11 protein-coding genes are annotated in these 16,735 nt (G+C 47.9%); 2 read left to right on the top strand and 9 right to left on the bottom strand.

All coding sequences use genetic code 11. The features are described from left to right. Positions 1–7 precede the first annotated feature (7 nt). The 8 genes from PV783_RS12605 to PV783_RS12570 all read right to left on the bottom strand — a co-directional run bounded on the left by PV783_RS12605 (position 8) and on the right by PV783_RS12570 (position 14,426). Positions 8–3,316 (bottom strand): TonB-dependent receptor, encoded by a 3,309-nt coding sequence (locus PV783_RS12605; protein ID WP_420988214.1) that lies wholly within the window; start codon positions 3,314–3,316, stop codon positions 8–10. A gap of 33 nt (positions 3,317–3,349) precedes the next feature. Next, positions 3,350–4,291: a FecR family protein gene (locus PV783_RS12600; protein ID WP_420988213.1), complete on the bottom strand. Its 942-nt coding sequence runs from the start codon at positions 4,289–4,291 to the stop codon at positions 3,350–3,352. A gap of 97 nt (positions 4,292–4,388) precedes the next feature. Continuing rightward, on the bottom strand, positions 4,389–4,943 hold the full coding sequence (locus tag PV783_RS12595) for an RNA polymerase sigma-70 factor (protein ID WP_079468449.1): 555 nt from the start codon (positions 4,941–4,943) through the stop codon (positions 4,389–4,391). Between the two features lie 331 nt (positions 4,944–5,274). Beyond that, a complete protein-coding gene (locus PV783_RS12590) occupies positions 5,275–6,975 on the bottom strand; it encodes a RagB/SusD family nutrient uptake outer membrane protein (RefSeq protein ID WP_420988212.1) in 1,701 nt (566 codons plus the stop codon). 11 nt (positions 6,976–6,986) lie between these two features. Next, the gene (locus PV783_RS12585) at positions 6,987–10,313 is read right to left on the bottom strand and encodes a TonB-dependent receptor (RefSeq protein ID WP_420988211.1); all 3,327 of its coding nucleotides are present in this window, start codon (positions 10,311–10,313) and stop codon (positions 6,987–6,989) included. 52 nt (positions 10,314–10,365) lie between these two features. Next, positions 10,366–11,625 (bottom strand): FecR domain-containing protein, encoded by a 1,260-nt coding sequence (locus PV783_RS12580; protein ID WP_420988210.1) that lies wholly within the window; start codon positions 11,623–11,625, stop codon positions 10,366–10,368. A gap of 134 nt (positions 11,626–11,759) precedes the next feature. Continuing rightward, complete coding sequence (locus tag PV783_RS12575; RefSeq protein WP_133256276.1) at positions 11,760–12,326, bottom strand: RNA polymerase sigma factor; 567 nt, start codon at positions 12,324–12,326, stop codon at positions 11,760–11,762. Positions 12,327–12,437: 111 nt separating this feature from the next. Beyond that, the gene (locus PV783_RS12570; RefSeq protein ID WP_363434308.1) at positions 12,438–14,426 is read right to left on the bottom strand and encodes an FAD-dependent oxidoreductase; all 1,989 of its coding nucleotides are present in this window, start codon (positions 14,424–14,426) and stop codon (positions 12,438–12,440) included. A 165-nt stretch (positions 14,427–14,591) separates the two neighbouring features. Between PV783_RS12570 and folD the strand changes: the two genes are divergently transcribed. Both folD and PV783_RS12560 read left to right on the top strand, forming a co-directional pair. Next, a complete protein-coding gene (folD, locus tag PV783_RS12565) occupies positions 14,592–15,452 on the top strand; it encodes a bifunctional methylenetetrahydrofolate dehydrogenase/methenyltetrahydrofolate cyclohydrolase FolD (RefSeq protein WP_079468457.1) in 861 nt (286 codons plus the stop codon). Positions 15,453–15,587: 135 nt separating this feature from the next. After that, positions 15,588–16,091, top strand: a complete 504-nt coding sequence (locus PV783_RS12560; RefSeq protein ID WP_079468458.1) for a DinB family protein — start codon at positions 15,588–15,590, stop codon at positions 16,089–16,091. 5 nt (positions 16,092–16,096) lie between these two features. On the opposite strand, the gene PV783_RS12555 is transcribed toward PV783_RS12560, so the two are convergent. Beyond that, entirely contained in the window at positions 16,097–16,690 is a 594-nt protein-coding gene (locus PV783_RS12555; RefSeq protein WP_420988209.1) for a porin family protein, read from the bottom strand. Between the last annotated feature and the right edge of the window lie 45 nt (positions 16,691–16,735).

Here is a 16,735-nt window from a genome sequence, read left to right as displayed (position 1 = left end):
TGGAAGATTAGAAATTCAGGTTCACACCGGCGGTAAAGGAACGGACAGACGGGTACTTGTCGCGGTCGTCCATACCGGGGTTCAATCCCAACCTGTTTACTTCGGGGTCCAGTCCTTTGTACTTTGTGATAACGAAAGTATTCAGCGAGGAAACATAGAAACGGGCGCCTTTAAGATACTTGTTCTTTATCTGTGGAAAAGTGTAGCCCAGTGTAATGTTATCTATCTTCCAGAAATCGCCGTTTTCTACATAATAGCTGTTGAACTCGAGTGCATTTACATTTAATACTTTCTTTCCAAAAACAGGATCATACGCCGATTTCAGGATATTATAATTCTGGATAGATGGGTTCTCCATATACATCCTTTGCGAATTAATGATCTGGTACCCGAAAGCGCCGCGCATAGTGATACTGAGATCAAAGTGTTTGTAAGAGAAATTATTATTCCAGCCTGCATAATATTTAGGCAAGCCGTTACCAATTACTTTCTTGTCTTCAAAAGCATGTGCAAAATTATCGTAGTTCACCGGCTTACCATCTCTTCCTTCGTATATCCATTTCCCGTTATCGTCTATATCAATCACTTTATATCCGTAAAAATCACCGATGCCTTTGCCGATGGTTACAATGTTGGTAAATGTCTGGATGGGAACCCCTGCTGCACCGGTAGTGAAGTAAGGTGTAGTAGTCTGGTATAATTCGTTGGAAAGGCTGATTAATTTATTGCTGTTGGTAGAGAAGTTAACACTGGTATTCCAGGTGAAATCTTTTGCTTTTACCGGGATAAAGTTCAGCATTACCTCAATGCCTTTATTTTCCATTTTACCTACGTTCGCGGTAGTGGTGCGATAGAGGTTTGGCGGGCTGGGCACTTCATAATTATACAGCAGGCCCTTGATCCGGCGGTTGTATACATCCACACTACCGCTGATACGGCCCCTCAGCATACTAAAGTCCAGCCCTATGTTGGCTTCAGCTTTCTCTTCCCAGCGGATAAACGGATTGGCATTAGTGGAGGGCACCAGGATACGGGACCATTTGCCGTTGGTATATACATAGTCGCCATAACCGATCAGCGGCTGACTTAAAAACCCATCCTTTGGCGGGTTCCCGGTAATACCATATCCAGCGCGCAGTTTCAGGTCATCAAACAGCCGTTGCTGTTTCATGAAGCTTTCGTTTGAAATTCTCCAGCCACCGGATACCGCCCAGAAATTACCCCAGGGGTTCTTCGCGCCAAACAACTGGCTGGCTCCTTCCCTTCTCAGGCTGGCCATCAGCAGGTAGCGGTCTTCGTAGCTATAGTTCAGTCGTCCAAAAAAACTGATCAGGTTTGATTCTGTTTTATAACTGCTGATATTCGCCAGCTGGTTCTTGATCCCTTCTCCCAAACCAATATTGTTGTAGCCAAAAAGATCTGTCGGAAAATCCTGGTTGTCGGAATAGTTACCGGAAGATTCATTCTCCTGGTAGCCATATCCACCTAACAATGTGAAGTGATGCGCATTGAACGACCGGGTATATTCCGCCGTCCATTCCGTGAGGCGGTCGATAGACAGATCTGAAGCTACCGATGCAAAGCCATTCACGCCGCTTTTGATATTAGAGATATGCTTCTTCGTTTCCGCGTAACCTTTGTTGGAATTAAAGCGTGCATAGGAGAATAAGGCCGACAGCTTCAAATTATTAATGGGCCTGTAGGTAAGTGTAGCGTTCATGCGGGAATTTACATTCTTGGCTTCGCCATCGCTTTCATACAGCAATGCCATTGGATTCTCGTAATCAAAGTTGCCGGTTTGCTCGTAGAAGTCGCCGTTCTCTTTACGCACCGGTTCTGTAGGATTCCTGATTACTGTTTGACGGTAGATCCATCCGTTAAAACTATTATCGCCGTTATTATTACGGGTGTAGTTATTGGTTTGGTTCAGGATACCGATATTCAGTTTCAGTTTATCATCCAGCATGCTGTGGTTTACATCGATCCTGCCGGAGAAAGTATTGTTATCACTTTTTCTAAAGATCCCCTGTAACGCGCGGTAGTTGGCAGAAGCGAGGTAGTTGGTGGTAGCATTACCGCCGCGGATAGTAAGGTTATGCACCTGTGTAACCGGTGTGCGGGTGGCTTCTTTCAGCCAGTCGGTGGAGCTGCCTGCATCCCAGGAAGCGAGCCTGGTACCAGCTTTTATCTGATCCCGGTAATCCTGTGCGGTGAGCATATCCAGTTTTTTGGAGATCATTTGCGTGGTAGCATAGCCGCTGTAATCCACGGAATTGGCGAAGGTACCTTTAGCTCTTTTTGTGGTGATGATGATCACCCCATTGGAGCCTCTTACGCCGTAAATAGCCGCAGAGGAGCCATCTTTCAATACATCCACCGATTCAATATCTTCAGGCGCTACTGTTTTCAGATCGCCGGGGATACCATCGATGATAACGAGGGGGTTGGCATTGGCGCCGAATAAGGTGGTGTTACCGCGCAGCAATATCTGCGATCCATCGGTAGGGTTGCCGCTGGGCGTGGCAACGGTTAAACCAGCAACTTTTCCCTGCAGCAGTTGTCCGGCATCCAGTACCGGACCTTTCACAAAGTTAGCGGACTTCACAGTGGCTACGGCGCTGGTTACATCGCCTCTGCGTTGCGTACCATAACCAATTACCACTGCTTCGCGGAGACTTGCTATGGAGCCCTGCATCACTACGTCTATTACTGTTTTGTTACCTACCAGCGCTTCTTCATCCTGGAAGCCGATATAAGAAAACACCAGTACGGCGCCGGGATCAACGGCAATGCGGTATTTCCCCTCTGCATCTGTAGAAGTGCCTGTCTGCCCATTTTTAACTTTTACGCTTACGCCGGGTAGAGCTTCATTCTTATCATCGGTTACCTTTCCCTGTACGGTTACCTGTTGTATGGGTATCTCATTACTAGTGATTTCCGTGCGTGGGGTTTCTTTTTCCACAATAATGATCAGGTTATCTTTCTGCAGATAACTGAGCTTTGTATTTTTCAGTAGTTTGTCCAGCACAACCGACAGTGGCTGCCGGTTTGCGGATACGGACAAGCGCGTGTATTCCGCTACCAGTTTATCATTGTATACAAATGACAGTCCGCTTTTCTTTTCTATCTCTGTTAAAACATCCTGCAGGGAGCGGTTCTCCAGCTGCACATCTATTTTTACTTCCCTGGCTGTTTGCCCTGTTAAGGCGCCTGCAAACAGCAATTGCGTTCCAAGTGAAATGAGTAGGAATATGCTGCAGCCGGTGCGCATCGTTTTCCGGATGGCATAGAGATGACACCAAATGAATTGCTTCATACATTTGAGAGTTTTGGTTAAAGTAAAATGCGATTAGAATTGTACTACCTTGTTCCTGATAGACCAGTTAAGTTTGTTGGCTTTAGCGATGGCGAAAAGAATTTTCTCCAATGAATCGGTGGAGCTGAAATTTGCTGTAAAACGTATTCCCTTCGTAGCTTCATCTTTAAAAACTATTTTAACATCATAAATATTCTCCAGCAGAACGGCCACGTGCTGCAGTGTTTCATTTCTGAAGGCTAACTTTCCTGTTACCCAGCCGGTTACCGCTGCGGCGTTCACTTTTCTCTTCTGCTGCGATCCGGTAGCGGCGCGGATTACCGCCTGTTCGTCCGGCAGCACCAGCAGTGGTTTTTGTTGTGAAGATGTTTCCACCGCCACCTTTCCACGTATAACCGTTACAGTTATTTCGTCAAGTGCTTTGTATGCCTGTACATTGAATACGGTACCCAGTACTGCTGTTTGTATACCATTGCTTGTTACTGTAAAGGGATGCGCCTGATCGGTGGTTACGTCAAAACAGGCTTCACCTTCCAGCAATGTTACGGTTCTGTTCTCCTTAAAATTTTCCGGGTACCGGATACCTGAACCTGCATTCAGCGTTACCATTGATCCATCCGGGAGCGTTACTTTCAATTGCTGCCCCCTGGCGGCCGACCTGGTAACATACTGCAATGCAACGGTAGCGGTGCTTTGATAACGCAGATATGCCCATGTACCCAATGATAAAATAACAATAACGGAGGCGGCTACACGTAATAGCACCGGAAGATTAAAAAAATTTTGTCTTTTGATTTGTCCATCGATGCGGTTTTTCAACCGCTGCATCACCAGTTCCTTGTTTGCCGGCAACTCCTCCCCGCTTCCTTCTTCTGAAAGGCGGTCGAACCACTGCTCCATCCACTCTTTTTGTTCCGGCGTACATTTCCCTTCCAGGTAAAGTTCCAGCAGCGTGTTAAAGTCTGTTTCATTCATAACGGCTGTTTTTCTTTGTATAGGAACACGTGGTTAATATAGAAGTGTATAAAAAGAAGGGATGGTAGTAGATAACCTGAATATTTTTTTTGAGAAATTATACATTCAGTTTCAGATGCAGGTATTTCAATGCGTTGCTGATCTGTTTCTTCACTGTTTTATCAGAGATATTCAGTTTATGCGCAATTTCTTTATGAGAAAGTTCTTCTGTTCTGCTAAGGAGAAATACCTCCCGCATTTTCAGCGGCAGCTTATCTATTTCACGGTTTACCAGCAGGGAAAGCTCATTGGCGGCCAGTTGCCGTTCAAAGAGATCGTCTGCCTCCGTGAAGAGGATGCTCCAGGATTTGCGGAAATGGTTTCTTTTGATTTCCTGGCGGATGTACCGGAAACCACCATACCGTACGCAGGAGTAAAGATAGGTATACAGGGAATCTACGTTGTGCAGGTTGCTGCGGCGTTTCCACAGGGACACAAATATCTCCTGCAGGATATCCTCCGCTTCTGTGGTATCCTTAATTGCCTTTACCAGGTAGCAATACAGCTGCTCCCAGTAACGCATATAGATCACGTCAAAGGCTTCCTTGCTATCCTCTTTCAGCAAATTTAAAAGAATATCGTCTGCATATTGTTGAAGATGCACACCATTCATAAGTGGAAAATTAACATAAACGTGAAACCTGTCTTTACCTACGGCATTCTGTTCCTTCCCGGAACGTGAGAATTATTAATTGTCTAATATACAATTAATAGTAATTGACCAGTTATTTTTTTCCAGGTTTTTTTAAATTATTACGGGAGATAAGGCGGATAGGGGCTTGCAGGGAACAAATCAATGCTTAATTGATATTTTATATTAATTGTCGTTTTTACACTAAATAAGTTACCCGGAAGGCTGCCTTCCGAAAGATCTCAAAAACCAAGCTGCCCGCTGTAAACACAACGGGCAGCAGACAGGATGACCAGGTATTTATCTCCGGAAATTAATACCCGGGATTTTGTACTATCAACGGATCTGTTTGTGTTTCTATATAAGGAATCGGCCACAGGTAATCCCGCGCAGCATTAAACGTACGCACTTCCACCACCCGCATCTCTCCTTTGTTGGGCACCGCACTGTAATCAGCAATACCGTTGGCATCTATCTTCGGGGCAGCAGCAAGCCAGCCTCTCGGCACACGGCCATAAAATGGTCCCTTCATTACTTTATCGGCAATCTTCCAGCGGCGGATATCAAACAAACGGAATCCTTCCATCGACAACTCATACATCCGCTCTTTCCTTACAGCGGAACGCAGCGCTTCCTGCGTGCTGCCGGCAGGAATGTCGGGCATATTTACACCCGGCCGCTTCCTTACTGCATTAATGGCCTGGTATAGGGTGGCATCCAGCTCGTTGGCTTCTGTTTTTGCCTCTGCGTAAATAAGCAGTACTTCCGCGTAGCGCGCCAGGGTTACGTTCATGGTGGACTGGCGTATGTTGTCTTTATCTTTCATATCCACATACTTGCGCCAGCAGTAGCCACTGAAAGACGCATAAGCATTAACGGCATCCTGGTTCACAATCCGGGTAGCCGGATTGGTGTTGTAGTTCCAGCACTTGAGACTGTCCTTATGCGTTTCAAACTGGTAGTTAAAAAATATCGATCCCGGAAGCGCAACGGTATAACCCAACCGCGGATCACGGTTTTCAAAAGGCTTTTGCGGGTTGAATAACGGCGACTGATCAATGGTTAAGCCATCGGTACACTCGTAGCTGTCAACCAGCGACTGTGAAGGGATTTTATTGGAAGCGCCGCCGGCATTCCTGCATAAAAACGGATACGGACCTACCCAGGTTACCACCGGCAACTGGTATTGCAGGCTTAATATCACTTCAGGCGAATTTCTTCCATCATAGGAAAACAACCTGGGATAGCTGTCGTCCAGCTTATACACGCCGAGGTCCATCACGGCTTTGGCGGCATCTGCAGCAGTTTTCCACTGTTCGTTATACAGTGCAGCCCTGGCTTTAACTGTTAGTGCAGCGCCTTTGGTAGCACGGCCAAAATCTGTAGCCGGGTAAGTGGCCGGCAACCAGGCAGTGGCGCTATCTAATTCTTCGAGTACAAATTTAAGGATGGTTGCTTTGTCGCTCCGCGGCACCTGTGCATTTTCCAGTGTAAGCACGTGCGTTACCAACGGCACACCGCCAAACATGGACAACAGCTGCTGATACATATACGCACGTACGAAACGCGTTTCGCCCATGCTGCGTTGATACAACGCAGGATTGGTTACCGCTCTTACTTTTTCCGCATTGTCCAGGATATAATTACAGCGGCCAATCACCTTATAATAGTTGCTCCATACGCCTTGTGTAACCGTGTTATTGGCGTCATGATTACCGGTGCCTATTTTTTGCAGATCGCTGTTATTCCTTTCGTAGCCAATATCGCTGGTGGCATCCAGCAGTAAAACCAGGGGCAGTCCATCCAGCTGACCAGGGTCATTTTCCTTGTCCATTGGCTTATTCAGCCCTTTATACAGCCCGTTCACCGCCAGGAGCAGTTCATCCTGGTTCTTGAAATAATCGGCGTCGGAAGGGCCGGTTAAAGGATCTTTATCAAGGTAGTCTTTATTACATGCCTGTATCCCTAACAGGGTAACAGCCGCTATCATCCAACAGGTAAAACGCTTTCTCATGATTGCTGTTTTTAGAAATTTACATTAACACCAAAACTGTAAACCTTTACAATGGCATAGTTGTCGGCCACGCCCACGGCGGTTTCCACATCATAGCCCGGCCAGAATTTACTGGACGTAAACAGGTTGGAACCATTTACAAATACCCGCAGGCTGTTGAGCCGCATGGTTTTCACCAGGCTGGCCGGCAGGGTATATCCTATTTGCAGGTTCTTCAAACGCAGATAGGCAGCGCTCTTCATCCAGAAACTGGAGATCTGCTGGTTGTTGGTACCGCCAAACACCAGCCGTGGAAATGCGGCATCTTTATGTTCCGGTGTCCAGTAGTCTTTGAAACGTTCCTGCGCTGTACCGCCTACAGAGCTTACGTAAAAAGGCATGATGCCGGCGCCGTAAATCAGGCCGTCTACTTTACCTACGCCCTGCAAAAAAGCGCCCAGGTCGAAGCCTCTCCACGATGCGTTTAAGCTAACGCCGTAAGTATAGCGGGGAATGGTGTTGCCAAGAATTACTTTATCACTTTCATTGATGATGCCATCGCCGTTCTGATCTTTGTATTTAATATCGCCGGGGGCAATGGTGCCAAATTGTGTGGCGTGTTTTGCCACTTCATCTGCATCCTGGAAAAATCCTTCTGCCTGTAATCCAAAAATGGAGTTCACGGGATATCCTTCCCTGCTCACGGTTACAGCCGATTGATTAATACCATGCATATCCACTACTTTATTTTTCACATCAGATACGTTAACGCCGATATTATATTTGAAGTCACGGATCTTACCATCGTAGTTAATGCCAAGTTCCCAGCCTTTGTTGCTTACTTTTCCCGCGTTCTGGTAAGGCGCTTTCAAACCCGTGATCAGCGGGATGTTCAGCAACAGCAGGATATCTTTTGTTTTGCTGATATAATAATCTCCTGTTACCGAGAGATGGGAAAACAGGGTCACATCAAATCCTACATCACTCATCTCGGTACTTTCCCAGGTGATATTCCTGTTCGCCAGAGCGTCCAGCGTGGCGGCGCCAACTATTTGTCCGCCGAGCGAATAAGAGCTTAAATTCACCACCGTGGCAGAGGGATAAGTTCCTATGTTCTGGTTACCCAGCCGGCCCCATGATGCGCGGAGCTTTAATTCATTCACCAGCGGTTTCAGGGGCGCCATAAATGGTTCCTCTGAAATACGCCATCCGGCAGATGCAGAAGGGAATACACCCCACTTGCGGCCTTCCGCGAAACGGGAAGATCCGTCGTAACGGGTATTGATTTCGAGCAGGTATCTTTCTTTGTAGTTATAGTTGATCCTGCCGAAAAAAGAGCGCAGCGACCATTCTTCGCCGGCGCCGCCGTTATTCATATTGGTGGCCGCTCCGGCATCCAGTATAGGATAGTCGGGTAAAATGTAGTTGTCGCGGTAGGCTGTAAATCTATCCTGGCGGTAGCTGTTCTGTTCTGCACCGGCCAATATTTTCAGGTCGTGTGCACCGTATTTTTTCTGGAAGGTAAGGGTACCGCGCATGTTATTGTAAAACTGCCGCTGACTGGAAACGTCCAGTGTGCTTACCTGTGGCCACTTATAACTGGGCGTGCCATCAGGATGATAGGTTTGCAGCACCTTACTAAATTTATTCGTATAGGTTTGCACGTATTTGGGTGCAATGTTAATGGAGGCGGTAAGCCATTCTACCGGCTGGTAATTCAGGGTGGTGTTAATACTTCCCCAGGGGGCGCTTACGCGGTTCAGGCCACCATCGCTGGCGGCAGCAGCGGGGTTGAGGCCCACCCATCCTTCCCCGCGGGTACCATTGGCATTTACGGCCAGCTGGTTGGGGGAAATATTATTCATGTAAGCAAAGATAGCATCAGCGCCTGCTGACGGTTCGGTGGTTACCGGGCTGATATACTGCAGGTCAAACTGCATGTTTAATTGCTTCGAAAAAATAATATCGGTATTACTGCGGATGGTAAGGCGTTTAAATTCGCTGTTATCCATCAGTCCTTTCTGATCAAAATACCCCAGTGATACCAGCATTTTTACTTTATCCGTACCACCATTCACCGTTAAAAAATGGCTCTGCTGAAAACCGGAGCCTGTTAACACAGCCTTCTGCCAATCGGTGTTCGGTAATGAATCAGAGTTGCCGTTTCCCTGCTGCCGGTATTTTTCCAGCAGGGCATCGGAGTATAACGGGGTGCGGCCGGAATTTTTATAGGCTTCGTTGGCGAGCAGCATATAATCCAGCGCGTTGGTGAGGGCAGGCAGATTGGTGGGTTTCTGCCAGCCTACGTAGTTGTTGTAGTTAACAGACAGCTTATTGCTTTTACCTCTTTTGGTAGTTACCAGTATTACGCCATTGGCTGCACGCGAACCATAAATAGCTGCTGATGCCGCATCTTTCAACACGCTAACGGAAGCGATCACATTAGGATCGATGTTGTTGATGGAACCTTCCACACCATCGATCAGTACCAGCGGATCGGGGTTCTTCAGGGTGCCCCATCCGCGGACACGTACCGTACCACCATCGCCGCCTGGCTTACCGTTGCCCTGTGTGATGGTAACACCGGGCATGGTACCCTGTAAGCCTGCCGTGGTTTGCCCTACCGGCCGCGCTGCCAGCACTTCGCCGGATACAGTGGCTACGGCGCCGGTGAGGTTTACTTTTTTCTGGGTACTATATCCTACTACCACCACTTCCACCAATGATTTGGGGGTAACGGACAAATGTATACGAAAAAAATTTTCACCTTTCACAGGTTGTTGTTTTGTGAGATACCCGATGCTGGAAATAGTGAGCACATCCTGGTCTGTTACATTGGGCAATGAAAACTTTCCGTTTCCATCTGTGAGTACGCCTTTTGTAGTGCCTTTGATGCCTACCGTTACGCCGGGCAAACCTGCGCCGGTGCTATCCGTAACAATGCCCGTAATGGTTTTCCCCGGTGAGCTGCCTTCCTGTGGTGAAAGCTTTCCGCCGGACGTGGTATTTTTTTTGATGACGACGGTGCCATATTTAATCGTGTAAGTAAGCGGAAGATCTTTCAGGCAGATCTTCAGCGCTTCTTCCAGTGATTTGTTGGCGATATTCACACTGAGCGGCGGCGCATCTTCCAGTAATTTTTCATCACAGATAAACTGGTAACCGGTTTGCTTGCTGATAAGATCAAATACTTTATCCAGCGGCATTTTACTGACGGAAAGTTTTACGGTTTGAGCGCCGGCGGTTAGTGATGCTGCCAGCAGCAGCCAGGTGGTCAGTTTGATCACCAGCCATGTTCGTTGTTTAGCCGGCATACGGCTCCTGCTCCCGTGGGAGTGCGCAATAGTAAACAGTTCCATACTATCTTTTGGTTGAGTTTAAATAATTCATACGTGGAGTAGCACTCCTGATTTATTTCATAGTGGCGGGCATTACGGTGATACGGTTTCCTTTGACGATAAAATGCACCCTTCCGGTTTGCTCCAGCAGTTCCAGCAGCTGTGTTACATTTTCCTTGCGGGTCATGCTGCCAAACAGCTGAATACCGGAAAGATCGCCTTTGTATTCGATGTCCACATCATACCACCGGGCTATCTGCCGCATGATAACGGTGATATCTGTTTTGCGGAACCTGAACTGTCCTTCTTTCCAGGCCATTACTTCTTCCATATCCGGACGTGTAATTAAAAAATGGTCTTCTTTTTCAGCGATGCTTGCCTGCTGACCGGGCTTCATCATGGTAGTAGCGGCGCCCTGTGTAACGCTCACTGCGCCTTCCAGCAGGGTTGTTTTTACGCGGGCTTCATCGGTGTAAGCCATTACGTTAAAGTGCGTGCCCAGTACTTTCACCTGTACACCGGATGTTTGCACGATAAAAGGTTTCGCGGCTTGCTGGGCAATTTCAAAATAAGCTTCCCCGGTGAGGCGTACTGTTCTGTTACTGCCCGCAAACGCCACGGGGAATGTCAGCGAGGAAGCGGCGTTCAGCCATACCTGGCTGCCGTCGGGCAATACTACCTGGTACTGTCCGCCTTTGGGCGTACGGATGGTATTGTATTCGGGAACAGCGCTGTTACTGCCTGCGGCGTGATACGCGAGCCGGCCGCTGTCCAGTTTAATGATACGGGTGTTCCCCTGTTTGCCTACGGTGCCTGTTCCTGCATCGTCCAGCACAATGGTGCTGCCATCTGCCAGGATCAGTTCTGCTTTATTACCTGTGGATATGGGTGATACTGTTTTTTTGGATACTAACGGTGCCGGGCCTACGTAATAATAGCGCCAGGTGTAACCCGCTGCCAGTATAAATGCTATCGCTGCTGCCGCGGCCATTGTTTTATAAAAGGTGCGGATTTTTTTCCGGGAGATGTGATAACGGTTATCTGCCTCCTGGACAGGTTGTTGCGCGGAGTCGTTTGTATCCTCATCATGATCTTTCCGGGTGAGCGCCTGCCGCAGTGCTGCGGTTTCCATCACTTTATTAAAAGCCTGTTGCAGATCTGGATGAGCGGCATCAGTATACCTGTCTTCCGCCAGTATGGCTGCAATCATTTCTTCCAGTGCCGGCCCGTTACGATCCGTCTGCATCAATGCCTGCAGGCGCCTGGTTTCTTCCGGTGTGATCCGGTTGTCCAGGTATTTCTCCAATAAATCTTTTAACTCATCGTGTAACATAAAACCGGATGCAAGCACAACACTCTCATGAAGGGTTGTATAATAAAGACGAAAAAAGAACGGGCGGGAATCCTTCTGTTACCGGAAAATATTATTCTTCGTTTAACCGGCAACGTTATCACCTGTTTCCATACTTATGTAACATGTTCTGCTCTCCCACCCATATACTTCCGGATGGCGGCAATGGACCGTGCGATATAATTTTTGGAGGTGACCCTGGAAATATTCATCTGCCGGGCTATTTCATCGTGCGACATTCCCTGGAAGCGGCTCAGCCGGAAGGCCAGTTGCATCTGTGCGGGCAGCTGGTTAATGGCTGCATGCAACTGGCCTTCGAAATCCTTTAGTTCCAGTTTGTCCTGTGCAGAGGGAAGGTCTGATGCCATGTATACGTGGTGTCCTTCTTCCTGCACCGTGGGCAATACCCTTTTCCGGAATTCATCCAGGATCAGGTTTTTCGCCGTAGTGTACAGAAAGGCGTCGAAACGGTTTACCGCCAGCAGGCGTTCCCGGTTCATCCAGATCTTTATAAAAATTTCCTGTGTCAGGTCTTCTGCCAGGGCAGGCGACTTAACAAATTGCAGGGTGTTGGCATACATCTTCCCCCAGTAACGGTTAAACAACCGCTGGAAGGCGGGCTGATCCCCCGCTGCCACACGCAGCAACAGCTCTTTTTCATTATGTGGACTATCTATCGGCAAGGAAGGTCATGGAATTTATTACAAAATAATCATTTCGCGGAACTACCTGTACTTATAAAGACGATAAAAATTGTAAACCGAATCCTTCCTGTTCTTTTTTTTCCAAAATAATTATCTCGGAACAAATAACACCGCATCTGCGGCTATTATGCCGTCCGTTTTGTGATTGTCTATTTCCACGTAGGCGCCGTTTCCGGCTTTCAGCTGGTAGGTGCCCAGGCTCACCCATTCGCCGCTGGTTTGTCCCTCTACCTTTATACTTGCTGCCGCAACTTCCACTTCCTTCACGGTGCGGCCATCGAATACTTTTACGTGTGCATTCCCATCCAAACCGGGGAGGCGTGGTACATAGGTAAATACCTCATATTTACCGGCTTTCTGGATAGCAGGTGAAAAACGTATTGATTTATGCACGGCTCCCTTGCTGTCGTCTGTAAGCAGGGATGGACCATAGCCCCCATGAATCAGCTTTTTCCATTCACCGGTGATGGTTACGTGTTGCTCGTCGTTGTCATCCACCAGTATTTCAGCGGGGCTGTTATCCACCAGCGGATTGGTACGCAGCATAGTTTGTATTTTCTGTACATCAGCCTCCTGGATGGAACTGCGCTGATCGATGGCTACAGCAGCCGCCGTGGCAGCGGATTGCCCCAGTACCATAAACACCGGTTCCATGCGGATAGAGCCATAGGCAATGTGCGACGCCGATAAACAAACCGGCACCAATACATTTTTCGCATCCTCCGGTTTAGGTGTAATGGACCTGTAAGAAACCGGGTAAGGGCCAAGACCACCAATCTGCACATCTCCCTCATTTTTTACCATCCCATTTACTACAATACGCTGGCAGTTATGGGAATCCATATTATAGGCGGCCATACCAATGGGGTCCGTTACTTTTTCGCGGCCTTCGCAATTGGCCTGTGTCATCACATATCCGCCGATCATGCGTCTTGCCTCACGTATATACAACTGGGTTGACCAGTTCCCGTTATCAGTGTATTCATCTTTCGGGTATCCCCATTGTAACATTTGTTCCCGGAGATGGGCGGGCACCCGTTCGTCGTGTCCTATAAAATAGAGCAGCCCTTTGGTATACAGCTCATGATCGTGGATGATCTTTTTCCGGGTAGCCGGATCGGCCTCCGGATAGTTGTAGTTCATACCAATCATATCCGTGGAAAAAGCGCCGTAGTTATTGATATCCGTTTTCCCGTTGGGCATGAGGTCTATCTTGAGATTGGGCTTCAGGATCTTAGGCTGGGTAGCGTCCAGCACGCGTAGCAGCAGTTCATAACGCGACGGATCATAATCGTCCGGCTTTGTAATAGGAATACTGTTTTCCGGGCGGTTGCTCAGGCAGATCCTGAAATTATACGCCTGTACCTTTTTATCTCCCGTCCCGTGCGCCGCCAGGGAATCGGTACTGATGCCCCACAGCAGGCCACTTTCGGGTTTGCCGGGTATTTTGTACGGATCAATGCCATCGGGGAACTGGTGCTTATCGAGCAGTTGCACACCGTTATAGGTTTCGTTGTATTGTGCGTTGGGTTCCCGGCCAACGGTGTAGGAAATGCCCGCTTTGGCCATCAGGTCGCCTTCGTAGGAGCAATCGATGAACATTTTGGCTTTTACCACCTGTGCAGCGGGACCGTTCACGGTTATTTCCGTAACATACCCGTTTTGCTTTACAGCGTTAGTAATGGTGTATCCGTACAACACTTCCACTTTGGCGGCATCGATATACTGGTGGAAAGTAGCTTCTGCCACATGGGGTTCAAAAATCCACTGTTCCAGTTTTCCGTAGTGGTTGCCGATCCGGCGGTAGAAGTTACGCGACAACCCGGTGATAGCGTACTTATTACCGATGTCGGTATATCCCAAACCGCCGGAGGTAAGGCCGCCCAGGTGTTTTTCCGGTGATACCAGCAGCACTGTTTTGTGCAACTGCTTTGCGGTATAGGCAGCAATGACCCCTGCGGAGGTGCCGCCGTACACGCAAATGTCCACCTCCCTGGGGGGAGCCGTAAACCCGTAACTGCTAAGCGGAAGGAGATATCCTGTACATACAAGAAGGATAGAAAAGAGTTTGATTTTCATACGTGAAACAATAACCGCCCTTTAAGAAGACCGTTATGTTTATAAAGACGAAAAAAAAGGTAACAGGAATGTGTCTGTCTAAAAAAAAATATATCAAAGGGGGTTAGTATCTTTGTGCCCTTCCACGGTACAACTACCTCAACACACGGAAATAAACACCTGAATATGACAACAACAACAGTACTGCTCGACGGAAAAGCCTTATCCAAACGAATGGAAGCGGAATTAAAGATCAGGGTGCAGCGCATCATTGAAAAAACGGGTGTGGTGCCTGTACTGGCTACCATCCTGGTGGGCGATGATCCTTCCTCGGAAGTATATGTGAAAATGAAAGGTAATGCGTGTGAGCGGGTGGGTATGACCTCCGTAAAAGTACACCTGCCAAAGGAAACCACTACCAAAGAATTGCTGGATACCATCAAAAAGCTGAATAACGACGACCAGATCTGCGGCATCCTGTTGCAACACCCGGTTCCGCACCAGATCGATGAAAGGGCGTGTTTTGATAAAATACATATTGATAAAGATGTAGATGGGGTTACCTGCCTGGGTTTTGGCCGGATGTCGATGAATGAACCCGCTTATGGCAGTGCCACCCCTGCCGGAATTATGGAGCTGCTGAAGCATTACCAGATACCCATTGCGGGCAAACATGCGGTAGTAGTAGGCCGGAGTCCTATCCTGGGTAAACCGGTAGCCATGATGCTGCTGAATGAAAATGCCACGGTTACTATTTGTCATTCGCGGACCAATAATTTACCGGAGCTTATCAAACAGGCAGATATCATAGTAGGCGCCGTGGGCAAGCCTGAATTTATAAAAGCCGAGTGGATAAAAGATGATGCCATTGTAATAGATGCCGGTTATCATAAAGGCGGCATCGGCGATATAGAACTGGGGCCGCTGGCAGACCGTGTAGCCGCCTATACACCAGTACCGGGTGGCGTTGGCCCTATGACCATCGCAAAGCTGATTGCGCAAACAGTGGAATCTGCTGAAAGGAAACTGGGATCTTCCAGGAAATAATATCTTAAAAAATAAGGAACAGCTGCAGGTAACTACATACCCGCAGCTGTTATTGTCCTTTTTCGCCCGCCTGATTGTCGTATTCTCCCCCTTTCCGTATCGATATATCCGGTTAAGTTTGTGGAAAAGAAAATCATGAGACAAGAACTGCTTCTGGAAATAACCACCACCGGTGATACCCTGCAACAATTGCTAACCTCCTTTGATGAAGAACAACTGAACAAGGTACCTTTTGAAGGCAGCTGGACGGCCGCGCAGGTGGCATCGCATATTTGCAAAGCCGGCGACTGCGGCGTGTTGTATGGCGGCGCTGTGCCTACCGACCGGCAACCGGATAAAAAAGTGCCTGCCGTAAAATCCCTGTTCCTGAACTTCGATATTAAAATGAAGGCCCCGGAAATGATCCTGCCGGAAGAAGGGTATCTGCCCAAAGACGCTGTATTGCAGGACGCCGCTGCTACCTGGCAGAAGTTAACAACTGCCGCCAATACGGTGAACCTTACCGAAGAATGTACCAGCTTTGAAGTGCCGGGCTTCGGGCCTTTTACACGATTGGAATGGATACAGTTTATCAACATTCACACGCAAAGACATATACAGCAACTACAACGTATATACGATACCGTAGTAAAGGCATAAAGCGCTTACTTTATATTCACGCCGAGGCCGATCTGTACCTGGCGTGTTTTCCACTGGTACCGGTCATCAATGTCGTTTACATTGGTAAGTCCAAGCACATAGCGTGCATATACATGCAGTATATCGAAGTTCAGTGTAGCGCCGGCGGCCACTCCCACGTCGCTGCGTTTAAAAGCGTTACGGTTGTAGGTCAGGAGGTTTTCGTTGGCATAAAACAGGTAACTGTATTGCGGTCCTGCATTGATAGTAATTAACTTATTCACATTGTAACGCAATAACAACGGCAGGGTAATATAGCTGAGTTTAATGCTTTTATTGGCGTTGTCGTTACCGGTAGAGATATACTTTGCACCGAAATCATCGCCACGTTTGGGGGCCACCTGTGAGAAGAGGAGTTCGGGTTGCAGCCCCCATTTTTTTGAAAAATCATATTCGGCGTACACGCCTAATCTTCCGCCTAATGTGTAATTTGATTTAATGCCTGCCCCGTCCAGTTTAAACATGTTCAGGTCTGCCTTGATGCCGTAATGCAGTCCCTGCGCGCTGGCCGCGGCAGCAAGGCAAACCAGCAACAATACTGACAGTGATCGTTTTTTCATAGCTGATGATTTTAACCATAAAGAAACGAATTGATCAGATGCGAA

It is taken from the genome of Chitinophaga sp. CC14 (assembly GCF_048957795.1).
Lineage (GTDB): Bacteria > Bacteroidota > Bacteroidia > Chitinophagales > Chitinophagaceae > Chitinophaga > Chitinophaga ginsengisegetis.
Note: the sequence above shows the minus strand (reverse complement) of the source record. Positions and strands in the feature narration are given on the sequence as shown.

Bases quoted from the DNA above. Each gene is read 5' to 3' on its own strand.
- PV783_RS12605 (WP_420988214.1), bottom strand. From the start codon at position 3,316: ATGAAGCAATTCATTTGGTGTCATCTCTATGCCATCCGGAAAACGATG.
- PV783_RS12600 (WP_420988213.1), bottom strand. From the start codon at position 4,291: ATGAATGAAACAGACTTTAACACGCTGCTGGAACTTTACCTGGAAGGG.
- PV783_RS12595 (WP_079468449.1), bottom strand. From the start codon at position 4,943: ATGAATGGTGTGCATCTTCAACAATATGCAGACGATATTCTTTTAAAT.
- PV783_RS12590 (WP_420988212.1), bottom strand. From the start codon at position 6,975: ATGAGAAAGCGTTTTACCTGTTGGATGATAGCGGCTGTTACCCTGTTA.
- PV783_RS12585 (WP_420988211.1), bottom strand. From the start codon at position 10,313: ATGGAACTGTTTACTATTGCGCACTCCCACGGGAGCAGGAGCCGTATG.
- PV783_RS12580 (WP_420988210.1), bottom strand. From the start codon at position 11,625: ATGTTACACGATGAGTTAAAAGATTTATTGGAGAAATACCTGGACAAC.
- PV783_RS12570 (WP_363434308.1), bottom strand. From the start codon at position 14,426: ATGAAAATCAAACTCTTTTCTATCCTTCTTGTATGTACAGGATATCTC.
- folD (WP_079468457.1), top strand. From the start codon at position 14,592: ATGACAACAACAACAGTACTGCTCGACGGAAAAGCCTTATCCAAACGA.
- PV783_RS12560 (WP_079468458.1), top strand. From the start codon at position 15,588: ATGAGACAAGAACTGCTTCTGGAAATAACCACCACCGGTGATACCCTG.
- PV783_RS12555 (WP_420988209.1), bottom strand. From the start codon at position 16,690: ATGAAAAAACGATCACTGTCAGTATTGTTGCTGGTTTGCCTTGCTGCC.